Below are 23,780 nucleotides of genomic sequence, written 5' to 3' on the forward strand. Positions count from 1 at the left end.
AGTATACGTCTAATTTACCCACAATAGGCGCAAACTATGAAGTTAAGATCGGCTGCTTTGCTGCTGTTGTCTGCCCTGAGCACCTCACTCAATGCCGCTCCAATAGACAAGCAAGATATCCAGTTTATTGGCCCACTGGGCCAGGCCAGCACAATTAAGCCCAATAATACGGCACATCAACAAACCATTATTGCCAATCTGCTCCCAAGTTTATCCGGTGCAGAGAAAACCGTGTCTATGCTGGGTGTTGATGCCAAATGGCAGCCCCTGTCGCAGCTAAACGCACTGACCATGGGCGGACTGCAGGCACTGAAAATGGAGTTCTCGGTCAGCCGCTTCGTTCAGGGTGAGCTGGTACTGGATGGCATAGAAAAGGCGCATATTTTCGTCAATGGTGAACGCCATTCTGACAAAATGACCTCAACACTGAATTTACCCACGGGCGATCATCAGGTCATCATAGTCGCTGAGCAAGTTGCCAACTGGAAAAAAGTCTCGGTGGCATTCAATGGTAAAACAGATCATGACCGCCTGCTATTTACTGGCAAGTCTACCCGCGCTTTATCTGCCAAGCAGTTATTTGATGCGCCGGTGATCAGCGCAATTTCTTACTCTCCTGATGCTGAACACTATGTTGTCACGCAAAAACACTACCAGCCAAACCGAGGTAATCAGGCGCTGACCAGTACCACGCTTTACAATGAGGATGACAAGGTTATTTTCACCCTTGATGGTGTTAACGCCGGCTCGCTGGCATGGCGCAAGGATGGGGCACAGCTGGTCTATAGTCAAGACGGCCAACTCAAAACACTCGATCTTGATAACCTCAGGTCTCGGGTTATCGCTGAAGATTTGGCAGGCGCAAGCGACTTTGCCTACTTTAACGATACCAGCCTGATATTTAGCTGGTCTAAATCCCCCTCAGCAGACAAATCTTTGGTGAAACACTACCAGGGCCTTGAAGATCGCTGGTCATACGCACGGACCAACACACAGATCTACCTGCTGGATATCAAAACCGGCCTGATCCAGGCACTTACCGAAGGTAAGCAAAGCCACACACTCGAAGACCACGATGCTAAAAGCAACCGCATTCTGACCAGCCGTACAGTGCAAGATTATGCTGCGCCACCACATATGCTCACAGAGTTGGTTGAGTTAAACCTGACACATGGCTCTCATAACGTCATCGGTCAATACCGCACTTTTAATGAAGCTAAATATGGCGCTCAGGGCGTATATGTACTGGCAGGGCCGGACTTTAACAATGGCCTTGGCAGAGCGGTTGAGAAAGATCAGTTGTCAAACAACTATGACGGTCAGTTATATTGGTTAGATAGCCAAGGCGCAAACGCTAAAGCACTGAGCAAGCAATTTGATCCTGCTATTGGCAGTATCGACGTGCTCAGTAACGGAGATGTGATTGCCAAAGTGAAAGAGGAAGACCGCCAGCCGCTGTATCTCTATGATCTGAGCAAAGATCGTTACACGCGTTTGAGCGTGGGTTTGGATGTGGTTGAGCACTTCAGCATTGCCGATAACCGTAGACCTAAACTGATAGTGGCGGGCACCCAAGTCTCTGCACCACAGCAACTCAAGCAGGTCAGTATAAGTAAGAACCACGCTCGCACGGTGTGGGATTCAGCGCCGCTTGTATATGCCAACAGTGAGATTGCGAAGCTCGAGGAGTTTAACTTTACCAACAATCAGGGCACAGAAATCAAGGGCCGCGTATACCTGCCTCACAACCTGGATAGATCCAAACAGTACCCGGCATTGATCTATTATTACGGCGGTACATCACCGGTTTCAAGAGCTTTTACGGGGCGTTATCCGTTTAATCTGTGGGCCGCAAACGGCTATGTTGTTTATGTGTTGCAACCCACAGGCGCAACTGGCTTTGGTCAACGATTCTCAGCTCAGCATGTGAATGCCTGGGGCGAACAAACGGCCGATGACATTATCAAAGGGACCAAAGCTTTTTTGGCTGAATATCCGTTTGTCGATAAGGGTCGTCTCGGTAATCTTGGTGCATCCTACGGAGGCTTTATGACCATGTTACTGACGACAAAAACAGACATCTTCAGTGCCTCTATTTCCCATGCTGGTATCTCTAATATTACCTCGTACTGGGGACAGGGGTGGTGGGGTTACTTGTACTCAGGTGAAGCCTCAAAAAACAGTTTCCCCTGGAATAACCCCAAGCTATATTCACAACATAGCCCCGTGTTCCATGCCGACAAGGTCACGACTCCACTCCTGTTGTTACACGGCGATGCCGATGTCAACGTGCCGGTAGGGGAAAGCCATACTATGTATACGGCACTGAAACTGCTGGGTCAGGATGTTGAATTGATTGAAATTAAGGATGCGGATCATCAGATATTTGCCCGCGACCGACGCTTCCAGTGGTGGGATACCATGCTTGCCTACTTTGATAAGCACTTGAAAGATCAACCGCAGTGGTGGCAGCACCTGTACGGTAAGTAATATCGTTGGCAGCACTTAGGTGCTGCCTTTTTTTTAAAAAACCATTCAACTGTATGATATTTCAGAATTACCACATTTTTATTCACTTACTGACCTCATACTAAAGGTTTATTTGCATTGTTTTTTATTTGAAAATAATCAACTTACCCTTCTCAGCCCAGTTTTCTCAGTGCTAATATATAAGTGATTTATTGATAAAGTTACGGTGCTATGAACATTAACGTGCTTCTGGTGGAAGATGACGACCTACTGGCAAAAAGGATCGCAAACCATTTTGCTGATACTGAATTTCAGCTCACGCTGGATAACACCGGTGCACAGGCATTGCAGCTCGTTCATAACAAAATGAATGAGGGTATCCCCTTCGATATGGCCATCGTAGATGTAGTGCTACCCGCAACAGATGGTCTTAATTTAGCCAAAGAGCTCAATACCCTCACAGACATCGGCGTAATTATGCTCTCCAGCCGAGATACACAAGCAGATCGGATCGCCGGTTTAGCACAAGGCGCCGACGACTATGTCTGCAAACCTGTAGATTTACTTGAACTGGAACTACGGATGCGAGCCCTGTATAAGCGCATCGCAGGCACTAAAGGCGAAGATGAATCCGAAGAGTTTATCGAGTACGCAGACTTTAAACTGCACCCGGATAACCGCACACTGATTAATCCGCATGGCGACGAAGCCAGGCTCACTGAAGCCGAGCACAAAGTGCTTATCTGTCTCATTGCAAACGCAGGTAAAGCGACTTCTCGGGCCAAAATTTCGGAAGAGATCGGTCAACCCGACTGGAGTCCCAGCGACAGAACCGTTGATGTGCTTATCGGCAGGCTGCGTAAAAAGCTTGGAGACGAAAAGGAGCAAAAGCGCATCGTCACAGTCCGTGGCAAAGGCTATATGCTATCTACCTAATCAAAGACCTAGCTATAAGTCAGTTGCCCCAGCAAGCGCTCGAAGGCCCGATAACTCAGCGCTTCTTTCAGATCAGGTACCGTAATATCCGGACGATGAGCTAAATCAGCAATGGTTCTGGCGACCTTAATAATGCGATGATAAGAGCGCGGAGACAGGTTGAGCTTCTCCGTTGCTCTGGCAAGTAGCTGTGCCACATCGGAGGTAAGGACACAATACGTTTCTATTTCTCGGGTGGTCAATCTGGCATTCGCCTTTCTCTGACGCTTTAGAGCGACCTCAAAGGCAGCCTCAACTCGGTTGCGGATCTCCTCACTGGTCACTTCCTGTCTGGTTGATTGTAATTCCTGCGTACTTAACCTGGGCAACTCAATCTGTAAATCTATCCTGTCGACAAAAGGCCCTGATATTTTACTTAAATATCTCAGTACCTGATCTGGCGAAGCCCGTTTATCAGTATGACAGCCTGTAGGACTCGGGTTCAGTGCAGCTATAAGCTGAAAGCAAGCTGGAAAGTCAACCTGCTGCGCGGCGCGAGAAATAGTCACCAGTCCCGTCTCCATCGGCTCTCTCAGTGAGTCTAATACCTTACGTTCGTACTCTGACAAGCATCATTTTATTTGATAGTGTGATTATAGTTATCAACTAGTGCGAGCCAGCTTGATTCAGTTAAATTGATAATTTCACTCAAAATAATTGATAGCAACTCACTTTTAATCACGTTTGATGAGAATGGATTATGCCAGTCAGAAAGGTTAAAGCAGGATACAGCAACTTAACAGCAAGGGTTCCAAGTGAGAAGCTCAGCCGTATGGCTGATGCAGAATCCTCATTAGAAAGAGATTTCATACTGTTACTTGAACATAATGGTGACGTAGTTACTTATGAAGAACAGCCACTTACTATTAAGTATGGCGCCCTCAAATACACTCCTGATGTTTTGGTCCAATACTCCGATGGCTCTAGAGTTCTCTTTGAAATAAAGTACCGAAATGAACTAGAAAAAAATTGGGAAAAACTCAAACCCAAATTCAAAGCCGCAATTAAGTACGGTAAACAAAATGGCATCAAGTTCAAGATAATGACCGATGTTGAAATTAGAACGCCATATCTAAAAAACCTTGAGTTTCTCTCACACTTTAATCGTACAGTGTCTCCAGTTGAAAGCAGTATGAGTGAAACTCTTCTTTCTACATTAGGCTTACTTGGAACATCAACGCCCCGAGAGCTCTTGGTAGCTTGTTTTAGCAACAAAATGCAACAGGCTGAAGCAGCCCCTGTGTTATGGAGGCTGATCTTCAACAAAAATATTCTAACAAATCTAGATTTACCATTGTCCATGTATTCTCAATTAAATGTAGACCCAAGTTTAGGAGATATATTTTGAATACCATTCCTATCAAAGTAGGCTCCAATGTTATTTGGCGCGGGCAATCACATCGCATAACCCGGTTAATAAACTTGGAATACATTCTCGGTCTGAATACGAGCACTGGTGAGCTTGACAAAATACCTGTCGCTGAAATATCACTGGCTACCAATGAAAATACAAATCCTGAACCCAAAATTGATCTGTCGGAGCTAACTGATAAAGAATGGGATTGTGCAACTGCCAGGCTAAATATAATTCAACCTTTACTAGATCTGGGACCTGAATGTAGCGAAAGTGATGTCCAGAAAGTCGCAAAAACATCAAACACTTCTCAGGCAACCTTATATCGATGGTTAAGAAAATATAGAGAGTCTGGCCAGCTTTCCTCTTTAATAAACAAACGTCGACAGGATAAAGGCAGCTCCAAGCTATCCAAAGAACTGGATCTCATCATTGACATGTGTATCCACCGAGACTTTTTGCAGCCGGAACGACCAAATATTAGGCAAGCATACGACGACTTTGTTTATGACTGTAAGAAAGCAGGTATCACCCCATGCTCCAAAGCCTCATTTACAAGAAGGATTAACAAAATTGCGCCTCCTGCAATTGCGTTAAAAAGATATGGTAAGCAAACACATAGAGAGAAACACACATCAGCTACGGGTACATTCCCCGCGGGCAAATTTCCCTTAGACTGTACACAGATAGATCACACAAAGCCAAATGTAATACTTGTTGATGACAGAGACCGTCAACCCATAGGACGCCCCTGGGTTACTTTTGCAATCGATATTTTTAGTCGAATGATTACTGGCTTTTACCTTTCACTTGAGGCTCCCAGTGCTACCTCAGTAGGGCTCTGCCTCACCCAAAGCATTTGCCGCAAAGAAAAGTGGTTAATGAACATTGGAGTAGAAGCAAGCTGGCCCTGCTGGGGTTTAATGCGAACGGTTCATGCCGACAATGGCCCTGACTTTAGGAGTAAATCCCTTGATCGAGCCTGCAAAGAATATTCTATTGCTCTCAACTGGAGGCCGCTGGGACGTCCTGACTTTGGCGGTCATGTAGAGCGCCTAATGAGAACTGTAAAAACAGATCTTTCGAACCTCAAGGGCACGACCTTCACTAACCCAGAAGACAGAGGTGAATATGATTCCGAAGGGCGTGCTGTTTTCACTTTTGATGAATTCCATCGCTGGCTGACAGTGTACATAACGAAATACTACCACATGCGACTTCATTCAGACTTGAACATGTCACCCATGGCAAAATGGGAAGAAGGGCTTTTCTTTGGTGACGAAATGCCTATGCATGGTCTACCTGATGTTATTGAAGATGAGCGAAGGCTATATCTGGACTTTTTGCCATTCAAAAAGCGTACTGTGCAACGATATGGCATTGCTATTGATAATATTCACTATTACCACCCATCTATTGCGCGCTGGATAGGTGTTGACGCGCCTACCGATGACAATAAGTTTTTTGTTAAATACGAGCTCCATCAAATTCAGTATGTATACTTTTTGGATCCAGATACACATGAGTACTTAGAGATACCACGAATTCACCGTGACGCTCCCAATATGACTCGATTTGAACTAGCAAAGTTAACTGCTCACTTAAAGAAAAAAGGAAAAGAGTCAATTGATGAGCAAGCACTTATAGAGGCACAAAGAGAATTGAAAGCTATTGAAGAATCAGCCTCCAAAGAAACGACTTCTGCTCGCCGCTTAAGACAAAGGAAAGTTCAAGCCCCAAAAGCAATCGAGCACCTCCCCCCAAGTCAAAATGACACCTCGATTCATACCAAGGGTGAAGACCATGAAAGTTGGGAACCTGTCACCCCTTTTAAATACATAGACTTGGATACAGAATTATGAATCATTTGGAACATATCACCGCACAATATCTGAAATTATCAGATAAAGACCGTATTACAGCACTACAAAAGAAAAAATGGATTGGCTACACAGCAGCAAATGACATCTTGGATAAGATGGAAGATCTTTTGAACCACCCAAAAACACATAGGATGCCCAACCTACTGATTAAATCAGATACAAACAACGGGAAATCATTTTTACTCAAGCGTTTCATGAAGTCACACCCTCCTTATGAGCAACGAACATCAGAGCGCTTTCTAATACCAGTTGTCTGTATAGAAATACCATCGGACCCGAGCCCCGATGTTATCTATTCCCTGATTCTACAGGCAATCCATATTCCTTACAGAGAGAGCTATAAAAAAGAAATTAAAGCCCGGAAAGTATTTGATGCATTTGAACGCTTTGGCGTCAGAATGCTAATAATCGATGAACTCCATGTGCTGATGAACACAACAAAACTCAAGAAAGCTCAATTGCTAGATACATTAAAGTATATCGGTAACAAAACAGAAGTTGTAATCGTAGGAGCTGGCACGATGGAAGCTCACACTGCAATTGTTTCCGATGGTCAGCTGGCAAATCGGTTTGAACCTTACGTTTTACCACAGTGGAAATTAAACACTGAGTTCAGACGATTGCTTGCGACATTCGAGCAAGTTATCCCACTTAAGAAACCTTCCGATCTGCAGTCCCAGCAGCTAGCCACTGAAATATATTCTATGAGCTCAGGGTGGATTGGTGAAATAAACGAAATTCTAAACCGTGCAGCCATAGCGGCCATAACAAGTGGCAAAGAAGAAATAACTTTGGATACACTCCGCAGTATCGATTGGGTCACCCCGGAAAGAAGGCGACTTACCGGTGGTAACAACAGATAGGCAACTCCCCGCTCGGCCACGTCCTTTTGGTGATGAGCACTTCCTGTCTTGGGTAACTCGCTTGGCATTTGCTAATTTGTGCGAGGCGACCCACTTTACTCAAGTTGTTTTAGGAGGTATGGATATTTGGGGGGGATGTGTCAATGGAGCATCAACATTACGCCCCGAAGTAATACTTGCGGAAAAAACAAACATCTCTGTTGCAAGTATCTCCAGGTTGTATTCTGTTAACTTTGCCAGGCGCCATTATCTTGAGCTGAACTCACTATACGCGAGAAGCTATTTCTTACCGGCTATCTGTGTATCAAGAATATTCCGCCACAACTGGATCCAATTCTGCCCAGCTTGTCTTAGTGAAGATAGAGTAGCCTATTTCAGAAATCACTGGAGAGTAAGCCTGCTGCCTGTATGTACTAGGCATAACCTCAATATGATGGACCGCTGTCCATATTGCAGTTCTCCTATAAACTTCCATCAACTTCCCTATCATGAACAAAGTTTATCTATATGCCACAACTGCCTGCATTCTCTTTCTAGCCAGTACCAAAACTTCTGCCAGCCATGTGGTGACACGCTATATCTGGCCCACTTGGTCGAATCAGGGATCTCAAATGGCTGGGTCAAGCTTTCTAAAAATAACAAGGTGATGATGCCTTTATTTGTAGCGGGTGTACGGCTAATAATGAAGCTGTTTTTTCGAAGTAAAACGGCCAACAAAGCAAGAGAATATTTTGGGATTGAAGGGCCTATAGGAAATGACAATAAAATAGCATTTGTGCACTTACCAATAGCAACGAGAATCGAAGTACTTTCAGCCACATCGCAACTGCTGAAACACTGGCCAGATCGATTTATAGAGATATGCAGCGCTCTAAATTTGAATCAATCTACCTTTAAAATCAATGAACCATACGTACCTTTTTGGTTGTACAATACACTTGATATGAAGGTTAAACGATTCAAAGCTTGGACCAGTGACGAAGAGTTTTTCTCAGCAGCCAGCTTTTTGAAAAAGTTTAGCTATTTAGTAAGTTATTCAAATATTGCTGAGGTTCTTGGGCTTGATCGGTCCTGTCACCGCACCTCAAACAGAGATAGAATAATCATGTCTCTATACACGTCTGACTACGAGCACTCTGTTTTTCATTGGCCAAAGTAGTTTCATATTCTAGTTTTCTAAAAGCACTTCCAGCTTTTCGCTCAAGCTTATCTGCAAACTGAACAGCATCATTTTCATGATTAAGCCTAAATTTCGTCCTTTTATCAGCCCAACTGGACCTGGAATCAGCAAAGTCGAGAATCGTTAACTTAATCTGATCATCGCTTAGTACTTTTCCATCTGAGCTAAAAAACAGTAAAACAGAAGTGTTTTCATATCGATATAAGTCTTCATTTCTCTTCTTAATCAACCTCTTTTCAAAATCAACTAAATAAATATACCTCCCCTCAAAGGAAAGCTCTGCAATGACAAACTTTCTGGAGTTTAGGAATTTTTTATCATGATCTTTGGAAGAAAAACCTTTTTTGCTTAGAATCAGAAACTCTCTATCGCTAACTTCAGCCGGAAGAAATGCATTTAGATAGAAACTGCTTTTGGTAGGAAGGTTCCATTCCGATGCCTTTCTCCAGTTAAGGTTATAGATGCTCGATAATTCGTTTGCAGCATCCTGAAAAACGTCGAACCCATCTTGAAAGCTAACACTGCGCTTTTCATTATCAACATTGCTTTTTCGAATAGTACCTGTCGATATTTCAGCTTTTGCAAACCTCTCACGGTTTTCATTATTTATAAAGCCAGCACCAGCGATCCCCTTAATGGCGACTTCCCCAGAGAACACCTGAACATTCATCGTTTCAGGGTCTTGTAGAGAAACTTTTTCGATTTTCTTAAGGCTTTTATTTTTCAGCATATTATGTTGTGGAGTATCGCCCTCAAAATCGAACTCTACTGTCAAAGTTTCAATTTGCGCCTCATACCCGCGCGTCAATGAAGTAATCAACTTCTTGACCTGCTCATCACTTCCTTCATTATGCTCTAATCTAGGAGTAAATCTCGGTATGTAATTAATTTTCTTTGGTGTTGGCCTCCCCTTAACCGTCCGGCCATCATTATCCCGACCAAAAAGCAAATCTGTAAATGGGAAGTCCCCCCCACATTGTAAAAGACTATTAATTATATAGAAATTTGGTGCGACTTGAGCCACCTCAGCATTCCAGTCCATTGTCCCAGCAACTGGAGGGTAAACTTTTAAGTGCCTTTCCTTGCTTGAATTCAGTGGGACACTATAAATTGAGTCGGTGAATATTCGGTCAAACACATCTTCTGCATGCCGAGAATGTCGGACTCGGGCAACAAAAGGTGCGCATATATCTGGGATTTTCTTTCTTAACTGAACAAAAGGGCGGTAATTCTTATGCAACAGAACGTCGGGGTTGTACAAAACTTTAGAAGCTGAATTGCCAGAAAAAGCAGCCTCAACCAATGCTGTATGAGGGTAGTAAAACCTTAATAACTCAGCACATGATATTGCAATTTTGACACTCTGCCCTGTTTCTAAACTAATACCCTTTGTGACAACAAATGGCATATCAAAAAAATCAGGAAACTTTTTTTCGAACAGTTCAGGGTAGGCTGATGTATCTAAAGGCAATTCCTTTAGACTTAAAATATCAGGCCTATAGTTCTCAGGTAAGTTGATCCGTAGCTTATGCTGATTCATGATTCTTCTGCCGATCAAAACGCCATTACGTATTTGCATTCTTGAAGAAAGAAAACCTAAATTATTTATATTGAGATTAACTCGGTGCGTTAGATCTATACGCCGTTGGTTATCTATAACTGGGCATATCAGGGCACTTACATCAATTCTTTCATTTGATAGCCCTGTAATGTCAAGGCGGCTGAACCCTAGTATAGTTGAGTGCTTGATCAATGAATCAGGCACCTCTCCATGCTGGAACTCAAATAATTTTGTTCGATTGCACCTAATGACCAAGGTACCTCCAGTTAGCATTTGTTTTTACTTGACCAAAATTTTGCGCAACTTGCGGGTGTAGCACTTCATCACAAAAATGTGCTAGAAGGTGCTCATTTATCAAAGCACTTCCTCGCCACTCATATCGCCAATGAAACAAGTCATGAAAGCTATTTATAACATAAACCTTTGTTTTAAATTCAGTTTTCATAATATTCATGACAAGAGCTTCATTAACCGGTACTGGCTTCCGTAGCTCAAAGCCATCTTTATCCCAATCATGCCAATGGGAAAAGAAATAAAGTTCACAATCACTCTTAAAACTGAAAAAGTAGTATTTTGAATCTCGATATAGGTGGCTGATTTTAGTCAAGCTGTGTGGATCAGAGATACTGGAAGGATTATTTGCAACGATCCTGTCTACTTCTCTCCAGTCCTTGAAACCCAAGGCTTCTGCAGCAGAGTGTAGATAAAACCGATGTCCCCTTTCAGGCTTATGTGCTCGGGTATGAGCTTCCTTTAATTGCTTAGCTACAAGCTTAATTCGATCTTTCAATGACCATCGATTATCTAAGCGCGTGAGCGCCATGTTAGATGCAAGTCTCAAGGCTTCTATCTTCATACGTTGTCCTTTCCTTTCTCAGCCCTCACCGCTGAAATCAAACAAACAAAATAGAAAGCAGTATTAAAGTAGCAATTTTTATTGTGAGGAACACGGCTTGCAAAACCATTTGTATGAGTATTTAGACAGAAACTCATGAAATGATCAAGAATAAATGACGTTATATGATAGTGAACCTATCACTATCATTTATTGAGTAAAACAAATTCTAGAAGTTGAATTGAAATGGAATAAAATATAACCTCTTTGTTATACCAAACTCTAAGGATAGTAAGATGCGGACCGTTGCACTTAAGTGCTATATACACTTTGCTTTAATACTTAGTTTTATGAGTCACGCCCATGTCCCACAGGGGTACTACGACGAGGCAAACGGGCTCGATGGATTAGCACTGAAAAAAGCGCTACACGACATCATTGATAACCACCGAGTTTTACCTTACACACACAGACAAAATGACAATTGGTTTGATGGTGAAAATATGGATGTGTGGGAAGCTCTGCTGATTACAGACAGTGCTTGCCCAATTACTGACTCTAAGTGTGGTGAAGTGCAGCTACTGTACCTGGATGAGACTCGAAGCTATTTGCAAGCAAATAGAGGGAAAGGCAAGCATGATTCATGGGATAGAGAGCATGTGTGGCCAAAGTCCAGAGGCTTTTCTAAGAAATCTCAAATCGGTTACACAGATTTACATCACCTCAGACCAGCAGATAGAAATATCAATGGAGCCCATAATAATTATGGCTATGACCTTGGCGGTACCTACGTCTTAGATAAATTAGCGAACGGGAGTACCTCCAAAACATCAATAAAAATCGACCGTGCTAATCAATCGTTTGAACCTTCAGATAGAGCTAAAGGACAGGTAGCTCGTATGTTGTTTTATATGGCAGTCCGTTACGAATCTGTCGATTCAAACGAAGATGAAAATATGCCAGACCTTACTCTTAAAGATAAAAATGCTAAAGAGTCGTCTCCCTGGATAGGTGATCTATGCACATTAATTTCATGGAACAATGAGTTCCCTGTCAGTCGGTTTGAAGAGCTTAGAAATGACAAAGTAATGGCCGTGCAGGGAAACAGAAATCCCTTTATTGATAATCCTTCATGGGCTCAAAGCATTTGGGGTCATAAATGCCAAAATTAAGCTACCTAAAAACAGAAGTTAACGAACTCCCGCTAAGACAAGCACTCTACTGGATGCCTGAAGAAGCAAAGAGTTACCTCACCCAAGATGAAAATAATTGGCACATTCATTTTGATTCAAACGGCAATAGTGACACTTCCCAGTTTGTTCCTTTGTTCGAGAGACACTTAAATGATTATATTTTAAGGGAAAAGCTTGACCTAAATTTACACGGTTTAAAGTCAGCAATTATTGCAAAAGCTCTTTCTGGGTTGGTTGATTAGTATGCAAGAATACCGCTTACTTCCCCTAAATTTTCGAGAGCTCGACAATAAGCAAGTTGTTATATCCAATTTGACAAACAACTACATGCTACTCGAATCAAAAGAAGTATTAAATCAGGTAGTCGACGGGTATGCTCCAGCCGCACTACGGCACCACTTAGAAGAGGGGTCTTTTATTGCAAGTGAGCGCGATTTCGAGTCGAAAGTTAAATTAACCACTGCTGCATATGCCCAACTTTTGAGAAAAGACCTTTTAGGGCAAAGACTAATAATGATTGTACCGACGCTTCGCTGTGACCATAGCTGTACATATTGCCAAGTAAGTCGTGCAAATCAAAACGAAACAGGCTTTGACTTACCTTCCACCACTATTCCGCAGATCATTGAATTTATTAAACGGGTAGAAAAACCTCCGTACAAAATTGAATTTCAGGGAGGGGAACCATTACTAGCAGAGAACTTCATCAAAGAGTTTTACACACAATTTGAGAAGGCTGTAGGTAGTCAAAATTTCAGTATAATCATTGCAAGTAGCTTGTCGTTACTCAATGACGATTTCCTGGATTTTGCTAAAAATAGGAAAATCGGATTCTCAACATCTATAGATGCAGGTCACTATGCACATAACAAACACCGAAAACTGATCACCAAAAATTCTTTCGAGTTGATGAGAGATAGTGTAAACAAAATCTCACAAGTACTTGGGGGTGGCCGTGTAGGGAGTGTAACCACTATTACTAAGGAGGGGAAAGACTATCACAATGATTTAGTTGATGTTCACCTTAACTTGGGGTTACAAGACTTATTTGTTCGGCCAGTAAGTCCATTTGGCTTTGCTGCTAACAGAGCTACGAGTGTGCTATCAAATAAAGAGTTTGTAGACTTTCTAAGGAGCCTCATTCTACGCCTAGTTGATGAATATCACTCTGGAAGCGTGATAATTGAGCATTTCTTTTTTATTCACTACAAGAGGCTTATCAATGCTGCTCAAGGCGGTTATGTAGATCTGATGTCTCCAGCAGGCTATGCCAAACAGAGTCTAATTATCGACTACACTGGCAATATATTCGGTAGTGATGAAGCTCGTATGATATTTAGACGTCATGGCGGCAATCAACTCATTTTAGGAAACGTAAAACAGCCATCAGCGACACTTGATACTCACTTTTCACATGACTTACTGTCGAGCTCCTTCAATTTCGACATACCAGGCTGCAATGAATGTGTCTACCAAACAGCGTGCGGTTCGGATCCTATATACCATTTGCAAGAACAAGGTGAGCCTATTGGCAATAAATCTGAATCGGCATTTTGTGACCTTCATAAAAGAGTGTTCGATCTGGTGATTGAGCTGATGGACAACCCTATCAACAATTCAGTATTTGAGAAGTGGCTTGAATATGAGTGAAGTACTCCGGACTGATTCATTTTTCAATGAATCACTAGTTGGACTTTTCGGACCAGCACAGATTGTAAAAAGCCACGAAGCAAGTGCAGGCAAGAGCTTTTTACCTAGAGTGCATGTCGTACCCTATGGTACCACCGAGATTCCAAAGAAAGCACCTGTCATTGAATCGAATACAGCCGACCGGTATACCGCTCATGGCGACATACTATTACTTGATGGTAAGGGTAACGGTCGAGTTATTCTAAGCCAAACCGCTAACTCAAACACAGTCCTGGTAACAGAGCAATGTGACAATTTGTGTAAGTTCTGCTCTCAGCCGCCGAAAACCAGAGATGACAGCATTCTGTTTGCTTTTGCAGCCCAAGCACTAATTGCTTTCAACAGCCAAGACTTTGTCGGCATTACTGGTGGCGAGCCTCTGTTAAATAGAGCGCTATTTCTTCAATTTTTAGATACATTGAAACGAGCAGATTGTCATACGCCGTTACACCTACTTACTAATGGAAGAGCATTTCATGATCTTTCGTTTGTAAAAGAGTTTAAGGACGCACTTCATAATCGTGATTTGATTTGTGGGATCCCATTGTACGGCACCAATAGCGCAATTCATGATGATCTTGTCGGGGAGCCTGGTGCTTGGTCAGAAACAATCGACGGGCTTATAAATGCAGGCAACCATGGCCTGCCGATAGAAATAAGGGTTATCCCAACGAAGAGGAATGTTGAGCAGCTCTCAAGTATCGTCAAGCTTGCCCTTGAAAGCATAAGCAGTATTTCAAGTATATCAATTATGAACCTAGAGCAGGAGGGGTGGGCAAAAAGGCACTGGGACGAACTTTATATACCACCATATCAATACGTTAAAATGTTGGAACAAACACTCAAGTTACAACACCGCTATAAAATCCCTATAAGGCTGTTCAACTACCCGCTTTGTCACCTACCACAACACCTCAGGCAATATGCTTGCAAGTCTATAAGTGACTGGAAAGCCATCTATGAAGAGGAATGTCTAAGTTGCAGCCTAAAGAGTGATTGTGGAGGCTTCTTTGTGTCACAGAAACACAAATGGACTAACCCAACTATGAGGATAATATGAAAAAGCTAAAAAATATTGTCAGTATGTTCGCTGGATTTACCGCACTAACCACTCAAGCTGATAGCGGCAACGCAGGCCTAAATATCAGCTTACCTGCGAACTTTAAGTTTCTGGATGACATAGTTACGGCACCACTAAACGACTTCGAACTGCCAGACTTCATCGCAAGCCATAGAAGCCACAGAAGTCACTCATCACATAGGAGCCACTCTTCACACCGCTCTTCAGCAGGTGGGGGGTATTCAGTGCCAAAGAAATCATCACCCCCTCCTAGCAGATCAAATCAACAATCAGAGCCGCTAAGCCAACCCACCAGGCCTGAGTCTACAATTCCAAAATCGCAAGATGCTATTCGCTTGGAGCGTGTAAAACAGGATAAAGAAAAGCTTCAAAATATCATTCTGAGAGTCCAGTTAACATTGAACGCACTCGGCTATTATAAAGGTGAACTAGACGGAATTATGGGTCCTCAAACCCGTGAGGCTCTTAACTCCTATAGACGTGTAAATGGACTGAAGCAGAGTGAGACCCTGGACGTGGCAACCTTGAACGCATTGGGGATACTTATTCGATGAAGTGGCTTGATATCACTTTCAAACTGTCTGTCGTAGTCGGTGTACTCGCATACATTTTCAAAGAGTTACTCGTTCCAACTGTCGTTCTTCAAATGAACAAGAATGACTTCATGTCCTACTCAAAAGCTTGCGCCCAGGCAATGGACAGTAACTGGTATATAGAGCAAACGGGTAACACTCGCTTGTCAGCATCATCAAACATTCAACTTTTGGACTGCCACGAATATGACCTGCTCCAGAAACACATGCTCAAGTACGGTGTGTCAGAATATGCATTATCGGAGCTTGGTTTAAAAGCTCTGGAATTACACCAGAGGCCAGCGTCCGAAATTGCAGAGCAGCACAAGTTTACGGAGAGATAGTATGAAGTTATTACCCTACTTTCTGCTTGTCATGTTGAGCAGTGCACCTAAAGCAGCTACTGATATTGATTTTAAACTTGCAAAGGTTATTGAGGCATACAATCTGCGAGGCTTGGACTGCTCCAACGTGCAAAGTCATGAGCCATCACTCTCAGAGTTAGGTAAGTTTGTTTTTGAAAGTACCTTATTGAGCGGAAATAACGATACATCGTGTTCTACATGTCATATTGAGTCAAAAGCTCGAACTGATGGCCTGTCAGTGTCTGTTGGCGTTGGTGGTAGTGGCGAAGGTATGGAACGGTTCAAGCATGGGCACGGGATCTTAGTCCCCAGAAACTCGTTTACTTTAATGGGAAGAGGTTTCGCAGATTATCAAGCATATTTTTGGGATGGTAAAGTTCAAAGCCAGGGTCAAGATTGGGTAACGCCCGTAGGCGATGGCAAAAAACTAGGCTACCATTCTCTTCTGGCGGTATCTGCGACTTTACCACTCCTGGCTCGGGATGAGTTCCTTGGCTTAAAACACGATAAGGACTCTAAATCGTATGTTTCTCAAATCGACTCAAAGTATCATGGTGAGAGATTCCACGCTGCAACATATGCGATCCGAGAAAAGCTAGTATCAAGACCTAGTGGAGAATGGCAAAAATTCAAAGCTCTTCTCGCACAAAATAAAATAACTGAAAGTACGTTTCAATTATCTGACTTAGGCAATGCTATTGCCGCATTTATCATAAGAAACGAAAACTGCGTCAGTACCAGGTGGTCAAATTACATCAAAGGTGACAAATCGACTCTCACTTCGCAAGAGAAGGAAGGTGCGTTTCTGTTCTATGGAAAAGGGCGCTGCGCAACCTGCCATTCAGGAGACTTATTCTCTGATTTTTCTTTTCACTCACTGGCTGTTCCTCAAGGTACAGTTGGGGTCAGTATGTTAGGCCAGGACTTGGGGCGATCAGAAATATCGTTAAATGTCTCTGATCGATACAAATTTAAGACCCCTTCATTACTTAAGGTTTCTGAGACTGCGCCTTATGGTCACAATGGGGTTTTTCAAACCCTCTCCGAAATAGTAGAGTTTCACCTTAACCCAATAATATTTCTCAGTGGATATCAGTGGGCTGACAACGAAAAGTATAACTACGGCAGACTGCTTAGTACCCGTAGTCCTTTGCTGTCACATACAGGCATGTTAACTAAAGACGAAGTGGATAAACTACTCCAATTTTTAACTGCAATCTAGCAGCGCGCTTAAAGCATCTGGCCTTAAAGCGATTCACATAGTCCTTAAAAAAGCACTTGGATAATTCTGGGGATGAAAAAGCGCCCAAACGAGCGCTTTATAGCTCTCAACTACTAACGAGGGTCGTTACTAGCGTGCTGTACCTTGACTTTAACCAGAGGAGCATGGATTAAATACCAGTGGTGCACATCTTGAGTTCTACCTTTACCCTTCTGAGGCTGACATACAACCATTAGCCCGACATTAAGCAAGCGCTTGTTGGCATTGCGAAAAGCCTCAGAAATGTTACTACACCCTGATTGACTTCGAACGATATGTGTAAGCTCTCCTGGATGCATAGCCACATATTCGATGGCTCTTCTCATCTTGGTTTTTCCAAAACCAATAAGAACTTTGTTCAATTCACTTTCTGAAAGTCTTGCGACACTAGATAGTTTTACGTCAGAGGTAAGATTGGCAGTCACGATAAAGTGATTTTCTTGTTCTTGCATAAATGCAATGTTCCTTATATGAATAAATTCATAACTGATAAAGTAACACTATGTTCAAAGCTGATAAGACCCGAACATAGATCTAACCTGAGGTTTTCAGGAAGACAACCCATGTTAGAACGTCAAAACAAAAAAGTCAAACACAAAAACCCCACCATTTTAAAATAGTAGGGTAATGAAAATATTGAATTTTTATAATTTCAAGCGCAGAGGGTTATCAAGCCTCTGCGCTGACCGTTGACATATATGCAACGAAGAAACACTTTTGAATCTGACTGCCAAGTGAGATTCATAGGGATAGTATTCAAATTTGTATTATGCGTCAAGGGTAGAACTTAGTTCCACTATGTACTCAGGTATACCACTATATTCTCTTGCAAGACACTAACAAAACACCATAGAAACATGTCAAATGTGACTCATATGGACTCACAAGGCCCTTTTGTGACCTTCCTAAGGGTCAACCGAGGATTTGGTAAAATACTACAATTTGTGATGATTTGCGGCGTTTTGACTTTTTTTAAAATTTTTTCAATTTTTAAAGTGAATTTATAGACTATCTTGAAAACTAGCGATTTCACTTAACAGTTAACATAGACTCACTAAGAACCCCCATGTTCTAAAGGCCCTCAAAGAAATCAACCAACAGTAAGCTTTTCTCACCTTTGGCTACCAGGTAAAACGGGCCAAACCAAGTTATTACTGCACTAATCACATCAATAGTTCAACTTTGTTAACCAGACTCCTGGCAATCATAGTTGTTTTAACCAACCAAAATAGTAATTCAAACTAATTAGTCTGAATCACTCTTTAGCAGAGTATCATACGGAATTATCTCAATTAGCATTTCGTGGATTTGCTCAGGTATTAAAAATTTCTGGTTTGCTTAGCAAAAGCTTTTCCTTCACTACAGATTAAGACTATATAGCCTATCTATAGTGAAGAGTACGTATGTATATTTGATTAAATTCATATAGAATCATACACATACTGCTCCACGCGAGCCTAATTAAAAATCCAACAACCAAAGTGAACACGAATGAACTCTACTCTTCTATTACGCTTTCGTGATCTGTCTTGCCCGAAAGGCGAAACAATCAACAGGCACTCAGAACTTATTAAAGAAAAAGGATACGCATGGTGGGGGTGGTGGAACAAAGGCCACGAGAAATTACCCTTTGATACTATAACTGACTTAGGCCTCAAAGATGATGGTGAAAATAAGCACGTTTATCTTTTTGATAGCGCACAACAGACATTCTACAAAGCCAGCTTGGCAGACATTCATGCTCAAGTGGGTAATGAAGTATCAACTCCAGACGCAGATCACACCCCCAGTTACTACGTGGAAAACCAGCACCTTATTTGGTTTAAATTTAATGATATTGTAGAAGTTGAGTCTTCTGAGATAATTCAGAGCAAATCCTACGAATCTATGTGTGACCTGTTCATAGAAGAATCCCATTACGAAATCTATGACAATAAAATCATTGCATCTTCAGAAGAACTAGCAGAACAAAACCGTACCATATGGAGAATCAGAGACAGGCAGCATGATGATAGGACCAACGAAATCCGCCTAAAAAGTATGACAGAACTTCAACCAAGACACTTTGACAAGTCATACAAAGTAACTAGTAGAGACAGTTTATTATGGCTTTCAGATCCACATTTCACAAATAGTAAATTTCACGCATATCCTCTGAAAGATAACAATGCTGCAGAAAAGACCCTTGCGCAAACAATACAATCTGCATATTTTGAACGGAAAAAAAACATTGCTTCGTTGCTAATCTCAGGGGATCTAACTTGGACAGGAGCTCAAGAAGAGTTCGAACTTGTAGGTGACTTTATCGATCATCTAACCAGTGTAAACAATTTAGATAAATCCTGGTTCTCGATTTGTCCAGGGAACCACGATTTATCATTTTATGAAGAAGAAAATAATGGTAATAAGAAAGATGAAGATACAATTAAGAAGAACTATCAAGCGTCTCGTGCCGCATACAGTGATTTTTACGCAAAGTACTTTGATATAAAGCCAAATGAATCCATGAGCTCTGGTAGGAAACTGCTACTTAACAACTCCATTCCTGTCGAAATCATTTTGCTAAATAGTGTTACTCTCCAGCAAACTAGAGATTCTTTTCAAGGACATGGCTACATAGGCCAAGAACAACTAGAAACAGTCGAACAAGAAATGGAGTTTGCCAAAGGTAAATCAAGAAATGTAACTCGCATTTGCGTGATGCACCACCACTTAATGCCCGTATCACTATCGCAAAGAGCCTATCATAACGCCAAATACTCTACGGTCTTAGATGCTGAGAGACTCTCACGCTGGCTCACTAAGCACAAATTTGATTTTTTGCTTCATGGCCATATGCACCAGAATTTTTTCTGCACAATTGAGCGAGCTTTACACACCCACAAACCCGCGGAACAAGCAAGTAACCCAACCAACAAACTTCATATACTCTCACTAGGCAGCAGTGGTGTTTGCGAGGATCATACTGGTGAATCAAAAGGTAATTGGACATGTAGAATAGAGTTCGGGCACGAAAAAATTACCTTCTATTACGGTAAAATCAGTCCACAAGATGCTACTTTAACAGAAGAATATAAACTGGAGTTCGACTACAATGCCTAGATTACTAATAACTGATTTAGACAATACGCTTTATGACTGGGTATCCTTTTTTTCACAATCATTTGAAGCCATGGTTGACTCTATTGTTGAATTGACAGGCATAGAAAAAAACGTGTTGCTTCGAGACTTCAAGGAAACCCATCAAAAGTACAATAGTTCAGAGAGACCCTTTGCTGCGTTGGAGGTTAGATCAATCACAGACCACTTTGGTACTACTGACAAAGACGTTCTAAAAAGGGAGCTAGCCCCAGCCTTCAGCTGTTTTTCTGAAAAGAGGAACGAAACTCTGAAGCTGTATAATGGTGTTACTGAAACTTTAGCAAAGCTCCGAGAACAAGGGGTAATAGTTGTTGGGCATACTGAGTCGTATGAAGTCAATGCTGTCTACAGAGCTAAAAAGTTAGGTCTAGATAAGTATCTAAATCACCTTTACACAATTGGTTCAAACTCTTCTTCTCATCCAGATCAAAGCAAACCAATAATTGACCCTCGTGATGCAGAGTGGGTTGTAAAGTTACCTGAAGAAGAAAGGAAGCCCAACCCCCAACTTGTGCTAGACATATGCGGGAGAGAAGGAGTACCTCCAAGTAACGCATACTACATTGGGGATTCAATAGTAAAAGACATGTCTATGGCTAATGCAGCGGGTGTTAACTCAGTTTGGGCAAAATACGGAAAGGACTTCCAAAGCGCAAACTGGAAATTATTGGTTAGCATCACTCACTGGACAGATGAAGACGTGAAAATTGAAGAAGATTTGAAAGCAATGTACTCAAAAGAAACTCCCATGTTTGAAGTGTCGTCTTTCTGTGGGCTACAAAAAATTTTCAACCTCTAAATACTTACTTCCCATACACTATAAGGGCTATCACGCTCGTAGCCCTTTATTAGTATGTCAACCCAACTTAGTACAGCCCATTGGTAGAGTTATGCCACCCCAAGGTAATCAGTGGGAGTATTATCTTCCAGCACATAGTGGGAGCCTTTCATAATTGTAAGTTTCTAGCCACTCACCTATGATTTCACGTACTTGTTGTAGTGAATCGAACTGATATAAAGACAAGACTGCTTCTCCATAGCTACGATAAATATGCCCACCAAACCGTTTTGTCAAAGGTGATAGGTTTCTGAAGAAAATTATAAAATCTCTAAGTTAAATTGATTATCAAGTTAAGTGACTCATTATCATTCAAAGTGATTTCTTACATACTCTGGTAACTCGTCCAGGAACAGTATGCCATTATGTGCGAGGGAAATCTCACCCGGTCTGGGGTTGGATGAACCACCTACTAACGCAACGGCAGAGCAGGTATGATGAGGCGCCCTGAATGGCCTGCTACGCCAGGTATCGAGACCCAGCTGCTTTCCCGTCAACGAGTAGACTGCCGCTGTCTGCAGCGCCTGCTCAATGCTCATCTTTGGCATAATTCCCGGCATTCGCTGCGCCAGCATCGACTTACCTGTGCCTGGAGGACCAAGAAACAAAATATTGTGACCACCGGCCGCCGCGATTTCGAGTGCCCGCTTGGCCATTGGCTGACCTTTTACATCACTCATATCCATGAAAAGACGGTTGGATGTGTCTGACGGCTGCATGCAGACGTTGTCAATCAAAGGTAACGATGTCTGACCGCTCAAATCCAACCACAGGGCATGCAGCGTATTTGCTGCAATGCATTGCGGATATTCAACCAGCTGGGCCATACCTGCATTTTGTTCGGGAATATAGCATTTATGCTGCTCATTTTTAGCGGCCATGACCACCGGGATAATCGCGGTAACCCCCCTTATCTCGCCATTGAGCGCAAGTTCGCCATAAAATTCACACCCTTGTGTTGCCTGCTCATTAAGCTGGCCCGAGGCCACCAGAATACCAATGGCAATTGCCAGATCATAGCGCCCACCCTGCTTTGGCAGATCTGCCGGAGCGAGGTTCACCGTAATACGCTGCTCGGGAAATACAAAGTTGGAATTGTGCAGCGCAGAACGCACTCGCTCCTTAGACTCTTTCACTGATGTTTCCGGCAGGCCCACTATATTGAAGCTTGGCAGTCCATTGCTCAGGTGCACTTCTACCATGACGACGGGAGATTCAATGCCAACCTGGGCACGTGTGAGTATTCTTGCTAGTGACATTCCTTGTCCTTTGGTTAGTCTTTGTAATTAAAAACATGCAATACAATATGCCAACGCATAGCTGCCAGTCGGGCAAACAGAGTCGTGGCCATTGCCAGCAACATGACGACTTCTGTCGATAAATTAAAGTCGATTAACTGAGTATAAACGATCCCACCTAAAATACAGGTGATGGCGTACAGCTCTCCCTTGAGCAAGAGCGGAATTTCTCTCGCCAGTACATCTCTGATCACGCCACCAAAACAGCCAGTCAAAACGCCCATGATCACAGCCGTTGTGTCCGGCATACCAATATTCAAAGCTTTCTGGACCCCCATTACAGCAAAGAACGCCAGCCCGAATGCATCCGCTATTTGCAGGTATTGAGTAGGGATCTGCTTTTGCCTGTTAAGTGTCCATATGCTCACCGCAACGGCAGAAAAAATGGCGATAAAGTAGCTTGAATCGTGTAACCAGAATACGGGCACATCGAGGATCACATCGCGTATGGTTCCTCCTCCAATACCAGTGACGGTTGCGAGCACCACGACACCAAACCCATCCATATGTTTACTATACGCAATCAAAGTACCTGATATGGCAAATACCATGACGCCTAATAAATCAAACCAGTGATATAGCTCAGACATTGTTTTAGAGTTATTTCTTTAGATGTTTGGATACTAGCTCAGTTTCGGCTAATAAAATAGTAGTGCAAAATACAATGACAGCGAGCATCGCGAGTACATTTACTTTGCGTAAGGGTGAATTGCGACCGAAGCACCGCTTCGCAGCGCAATGAACGCGAGGCATGGACGCCGAGCCGGGAGCCCTCCACAGGGAAGTGTGTCCAAAGGTTGTTCAGTTAGCGATGATATGATTAACCCAAACGCAAAAAAGCCCGACTCTTTCGAATCGGGCTTTGATGTACAGGAGGTACGAATGTCGATGATATTCATGGATGAATGTCTTTCGTCGACCTCTAATTAGGCGCTTGGCAATGTCCTACTTTCACATGGACGAAATGAGACCGAAGCAACGCTTCGCAGCTCATTGAGATGAGCGCAAGGATGCGCGATGGGACCCGGCTTCATGGATGAATAGACAACACCGCTCTGTCTACAACTTTTGTAAATTACTCCAAAAGCAAAAAAGCCCGACTCTCTCGAATCGGGCTTTCTTTAAATAGGTGCTTGGCAATGTCCTACTTTCACATGGGAAACCCCACACTATCATCGGCGCTATTTCGTTTCACTACTGAGTTCGGCATGGAGTCAGGTGG

At 42.7% G+C, this 23,780-nt stretch carries 20 protein-coding genes and 1 pseudogene; 15 read left to right on the forward strand and 6 right to left on the reverse strand.

All coding sequences use genetic code 11. The features are described from left to right. Window positions 1-36: 36 nt before the first annotated feature. Both MHN33_RS12605 and MHN33_RS12610 read left to right on the forward strand, forming a co-directional pair. Window positions 37-2,490 carry a prolyl oligopeptidase family serine peptidase gene (locus tag MHN33_RS12605; RefSeq protein ID WP_239398327.1) on the forward strand — a complete coding sequence of 818 codons (2,454 nt, stop codon included), beginning with the start codon at window positions 37-39 and terminating at the stop codon, window positions 2,488-2,490. A 210-nt stretch (window positions 2,491-2,700) separates the two neighbouring features. Continuing rightward, on the forward strand, window positions 2,701-3,405 hold the full coding sequence (locus MHN33_RS12610; protein ID WP_239398328.1) for a response regulator transcription factor: 705 nt from the start codon (window positions 2,701-2,703) through the stop codon (window positions 3,403-3,405). Window positions 3,406-3,413: 8 nt separating this feature from the next. On the opposite strand, the pseudogene MHN33_RS12615 reads toward MHN33_RS12610, so the two are convergent. Next, window positions 3,414-4,007, reverse strand: a pseudogene (locus MHN33_RS12615) (ATP-binding protein); the annotation flags it as partial. 137 nt (window positions 4,008-4,144) lie between these two features. Here MHN33_RS12615 and MHN33_RS12620 point away from each other — a divergent pair. Genes MHN33_RS12620 through MHN33_RS12635 form a run of 4 tightly spaced genes read left to right on the forward strand, consistent with a single transcriptional unit; the run spans window position 4,145 to window position 8,703 of the window. Further along, the gene (locus tag MHN33_RS12620; RefSeq protein WP_239398329.1) at window positions 4,145-4,792 is read left to right on the forward strand and encodes a TnsA endonuclease N-terminal domain-containing protein; all 648 of its coding nucleotides are present in this window, start codon (window positions 4,145-4,147) and stop codon (window positions 4,790-4,792) included. Continuing rightward, window positions 4,789-6,660: a Mu transposase C-terminal domain-containing protein gene (locus tag MHN33_RS12625; RefSeq protein ID WP_239398330.1), complete on the forward strand. Its 1,872-nt coding sequence runs from the start codon at window positions 4,789-4,791 to the stop codon at window positions 6,658-6,660. The genes MHN33_RS12620 and MHN33_RS12625 overlap by 4 nt, the downstream gene beginning before the upstream one ends. Continuing rightward, window positions 6,657-7,544: a TniB family NTP-binding protein gene (locus MHN33_RS12630; protein ID WP_239398331.1), complete on the forward strand. Its 888-nt coding sequence runs from the start codon at window positions 6,657-6,659 to the stop codon at window positions 7,542-7,544. The genes MHN33_RS12625 and MHN33_RS12630 overlap by 4 nt, the downstream gene beginning before the upstream one ends. Next, window positions 7,528-8,703: a TniQ family protein gene (locus tag MHN33_RS12635; protein WP_239398332.1), complete on the forward strand. Its 1,176-nt coding sequence runs from the start codon at window positions 7,528-7,530 to the stop codon at window positions 8,701-8,703. The genes MHN33_RS12630 and MHN33_RS12635 overlap by 17 nt, the downstream gene beginning before the upstream one ends. Here MHN33_RS12635 and MHN33_RS12640 read toward each other — a convergent pair. Further along, complete coding sequence (locus tag MHN33_RS12640) at window positions 8,648-10,477, reverse strand: hypothetical protein (protein WP_239398333.1); 1,830 nt, start codon at window positions 10,475-10,477, stop codon at window positions 8,648-8,650. The genes MHN33_RS12635 and MHN33_RS12640 overlap by 56 nt on opposite strands. Window positions 10,478-10,529: 52 nt before the next feature. Then, window positions 10,530-11,141: a hypothetical protein gene (locus MHN33_RS12645; RefSeq protein WP_239398334.1), complete on the reverse strand. Its 612-nt coding sequence runs from the start codon at window positions 11,139-11,141 to the stop codon at window positions 10,530-10,532. 275 nt (window positions 11,142-11,416) lie between these two features. On the opposite strand from MHN33_RS12645, the gene MHN33_RS12650 reads away from it, so the two are divergent. From MHN33_RS12650 to MHN33_RS12680, 7 genes are read left to right on the forward strand one after another with little or no spacing between them, the layout of a single operon-like run. After that, a complete protein-coding gene (locus tag MHN33_RS12650; protein WP_239398335.1) occupies window positions 11,417-12,292 on the forward strand; it encodes an endonuclease in 876 nt (291 codons plus the stop codon). Then, window positions 12,280-12,555 (forward strand): His-Xaa-Ser system protein HxsD, encoded by a 276-nt coding sequence (gene hxsD / locus MHN33_RS12655; RefSeq protein WP_239398336.1) that lies wholly within the window; start codon window positions 12,280-12,282, stop codon window positions 12,553-12,555. Before MHN33_RS12650 ends, hxsD begins: the two co-directional genes overlap by 13 nt. Window position 12,556: 1 nt before the next feature. Beyond that, window positions 12,557-13,963 (forward strand): His-Xaa-Ser system radical SAM maturase HxsB, encoded by a 1,407-nt coding sequence (gene hxsB / locus MHN33_RS12660; protein ID WP_239398337.1) that lies wholly within the window; start codon window positions 12,557-12,559, stop codon window positions 13,961-13,963. Beyond that, window positions 13,956-15,062, forward strand: a complete 1,107-nt coding sequence (gene hxsC / locus MHN33_RS12665; protein ID WP_239398338.1) for a His-Xaa-Ser system radical SAM maturase HxsC — start codon at window positions 13,956-13,958, stop codon at window positions 15,060-15,062. The genes hxsB and hxsC overlap by 8 nt, the downstream gene beginning before the upstream one ends. Then, on the forward strand, window positions 15,059-15,637 hold the full coding sequence (hxsA, locus tag MHN33_RS12670; protein WP_239398339.1) for a His-Xaa-Ser repeat protein HxsA: 579 nt from the start codon (window positions 15,059-15,061) through the stop codon (window positions 15,635-15,637). Before hxsC ends, hxsA begins: the two co-directional genes overlap by 4 nt. Next, the gene (locus MHN33_RS12675) at window positions 15,634-15,999 is read left to right on the forward strand and encodes a TIGR03982 family His-Xaa-Ser system protein (protein ID WP_239398340.1); all 366 of its coding nucleotides are present in this window, start codon (window positions 15,634-15,636) and stop codon (window positions 15,997-15,999) included. The genes hxsA and MHN33_RS12675 overlap by 4 nt, the downstream gene beginning before the upstream one ends. Before the next feature lies 1 nt (window position 16,000). Continuing rightward, on the forward strand, window positions 16,001-17,242 hold the full coding sequence (locus MHN33_RS12680) for a His-Xaa-Ser system-associated MauG-like protein (RefSeq protein ID WP_239398341.1): 1,242 nt from the start codon (window positions 16,001-16,003) through the stop codon (window positions 17,240-17,242). A gap of 113 nt (window positions 17,243-17,355) precedes the next feature. On the opposite strand, the gene MHN33_RS12685 is transcribed toward MHN33_RS12680, so the two are convergent. Then, window positions 17,356-17,733, reverse strand: coding sequence for a hypothetical protein (locus tag MHN33_RS12685; protein ID WP_239398342.1), 378 nt, complete (start codon window positions 17,731-17,733; stop codon window positions 17,356-17,358). A 1,039-nt stretch (window positions 17,734-18,772) separates the two neighbouring features. On the opposite strand from MHN33_RS12685, the gene MHN33_RS12690 reads away from it, so the two are divergent. Then, window positions 18,773-20,383 carry a metallophosphoesterase gene (locus tag MHN33_RS12690; RefSeq protein WP_239398343.1) on the forward strand — a complete coding sequence of 537 codons (1,611 nt, stop codon included), beginning with the start codon at window positions 18,773-18,775 and terminating at the stop codon, window positions 20,381-20,383. After that, window positions 20,376-21,221 (forward strand): HAD family hydrolase, encoded by an 846-nt coding sequence (locus MHN33_RS12695; protein ID WP_239398344.1) that lies wholly within the window; start codon window positions 20,376-20,378, stop codon window positions 21,219-21,221. Before MHN33_RS12690 ends, MHN33_RS12695 begins: the two co-directional genes overlap by 8 nt. Window positions 21,222-21,568: 347 nt before the next feature. On the opposite strand, the gene MHN33_RS12700 is transcribed toward MHN33_RS12695, so the two are convergent. Further along, window positions 21,569-22,519: a YifB family Mg chelatase-like AAA ATPase gene (locus MHN33_RS12700; protein WP_275442795.1), complete on the reverse strand. Its 951-nt coding sequence runs from the start codon at window positions 22,517-22,519 to the stop codon at window positions 21,569-21,571. 14 nt (window positions 22,520-22,533) lie between these two features. Then, entirely contained in the window at window positions 22,534-23,148 is a 615-nt protein-coding gene (locus tag MHN33_RS12705; protein WP_054014247.1) for a trimeric intracellular cation channel family protein, read from the reverse strand. Window positions 23,149-23,780 lie beyond the last annotated feature (632 nt).

Origin of the sequence: Pseudoalteromonas sp. OOF1S-7 (assembly GCF_022347765.1) — a bacterium.
GTDB lineage: Bacteria > Pseudomonadota > Gammaproteobacteria > Enterobacterales > Alteromonadaceae > Pseudoalteromonas.

Bases quoted from the DNA above. Each gene is read 5' to 3' on its own strand.
- MHN33_RS12605 (WP_239398327.1), top strand. From the start codon at position 37: ATGAAGTTAAGATCGGCTGCTTTGCTGCTGTTGTCTGCCCTGAGCACC.
- MHN33_RS12610 (WP_239398328.1), top strand. From the start codon at position 2,701: ATGAACATTAACGTGCTTCTGGTGGAAGATGACGACCTACTGGCAAAA.
- MHN33_RS12620 (WP_239398329.1), top strand. From the start codon at position 4,145: ATGCCAGTCAGAAAGGTTAAAGCAGGATACAGCAACTTAACAGCAAGG.
- MHN33_RS12630 (WP_239398331.1), top strand. From the start codon at position 6,657: ATGAATCATTTGGAACATATCACCGCACAATATCTGAAATTATCAGAT.
- MHN33_RS12645 (WP_239398334.1), bottom strand. From the start codon at position 11,141: ATGAAGATAGAAGCCTTGAGACTTGCATCTAACATGGCGCTCACGCGC.
- MHN33_RS12650 (WP_239398335.1), top strand. From the start codon at position 11,417: ATGCGGACCGTTGCACTTAAGTGCTATATACACTTTGCTTTAATACTT.
- hxsD (WP_239398336.1), top strand. From the start codon at position 12,280: ATGCCAAAATTAAGCTACCTAAAAACAGAAGTTAACGAACTCCCGCTA.
- hxsB (WP_239398337.1), top strand. From the start codon at position 12,557: ATGCAAGAATACCGCTTACTTCCCCTAAATTTTCGAGAGCTCGACAAT.
- hxsC (WP_239398338.1), top strand. From the start codon at position 13,956: ATGAGTGAAGTACTCCGGACTGATTCATTTTTCAATGAATCACTAGTT.
- hxsA (WP_239398339.1), top strand. From the start codon at position 15,059: ATGAAAAAGCTAAAAAATATTGTCAGTATGTTCGCTGGATTTACCGCA.
- MHN33_RS12675 (WP_239398340.1), top strand. From the start codon at position 15,634: ATGAAGTGGCTTGATATCACTTTCAAACTGTCTGTCGTAGTCGGTGTA.
- MHN33_RS12680 (WP_239398341.1), top strand. From the start codon at position 16,001: ATGAAGTTATTACCCTACTTTCTGCTTGTCATGTTGAGCAGTGCACCT.
- MHN33_RS12685 (WP_239398342.1), bottom strand. From the start codon at position 17,733: ATGCAAGAACAAGAAAATCACTTTATCGTGACTGCCAATCTTACCTCT.
- MHN33_RS12690 (WP_239398343.1), top strand. From the start codon at position 18,773: ATGAACTCTACTCTTCTATTACGCTTTCGTGATCTGTCTTGCCCGAAA.
- MHN33_RS12695 (WP_239398344.1), top strand. From the start codon at position 20,376: ATGCCTAGATTACTAATAACTGATTTAGACAATACGCTTTATGACTGG.
- MHN33_RS12700 (WP_275442795.1), bottom strand. From the start codon at position 22,519: ATGTCACTAGCAAGAATACTCACACGTGCCCAGGTTGGCATTGAATCT.
- MHN33_RS12705 (WP_054014247.1), bottom strand. From the start codon at position 23,148: ATGTCTGAGCTATATCACTGGTTTGATTTATTAGGCGTCATGGTATTT.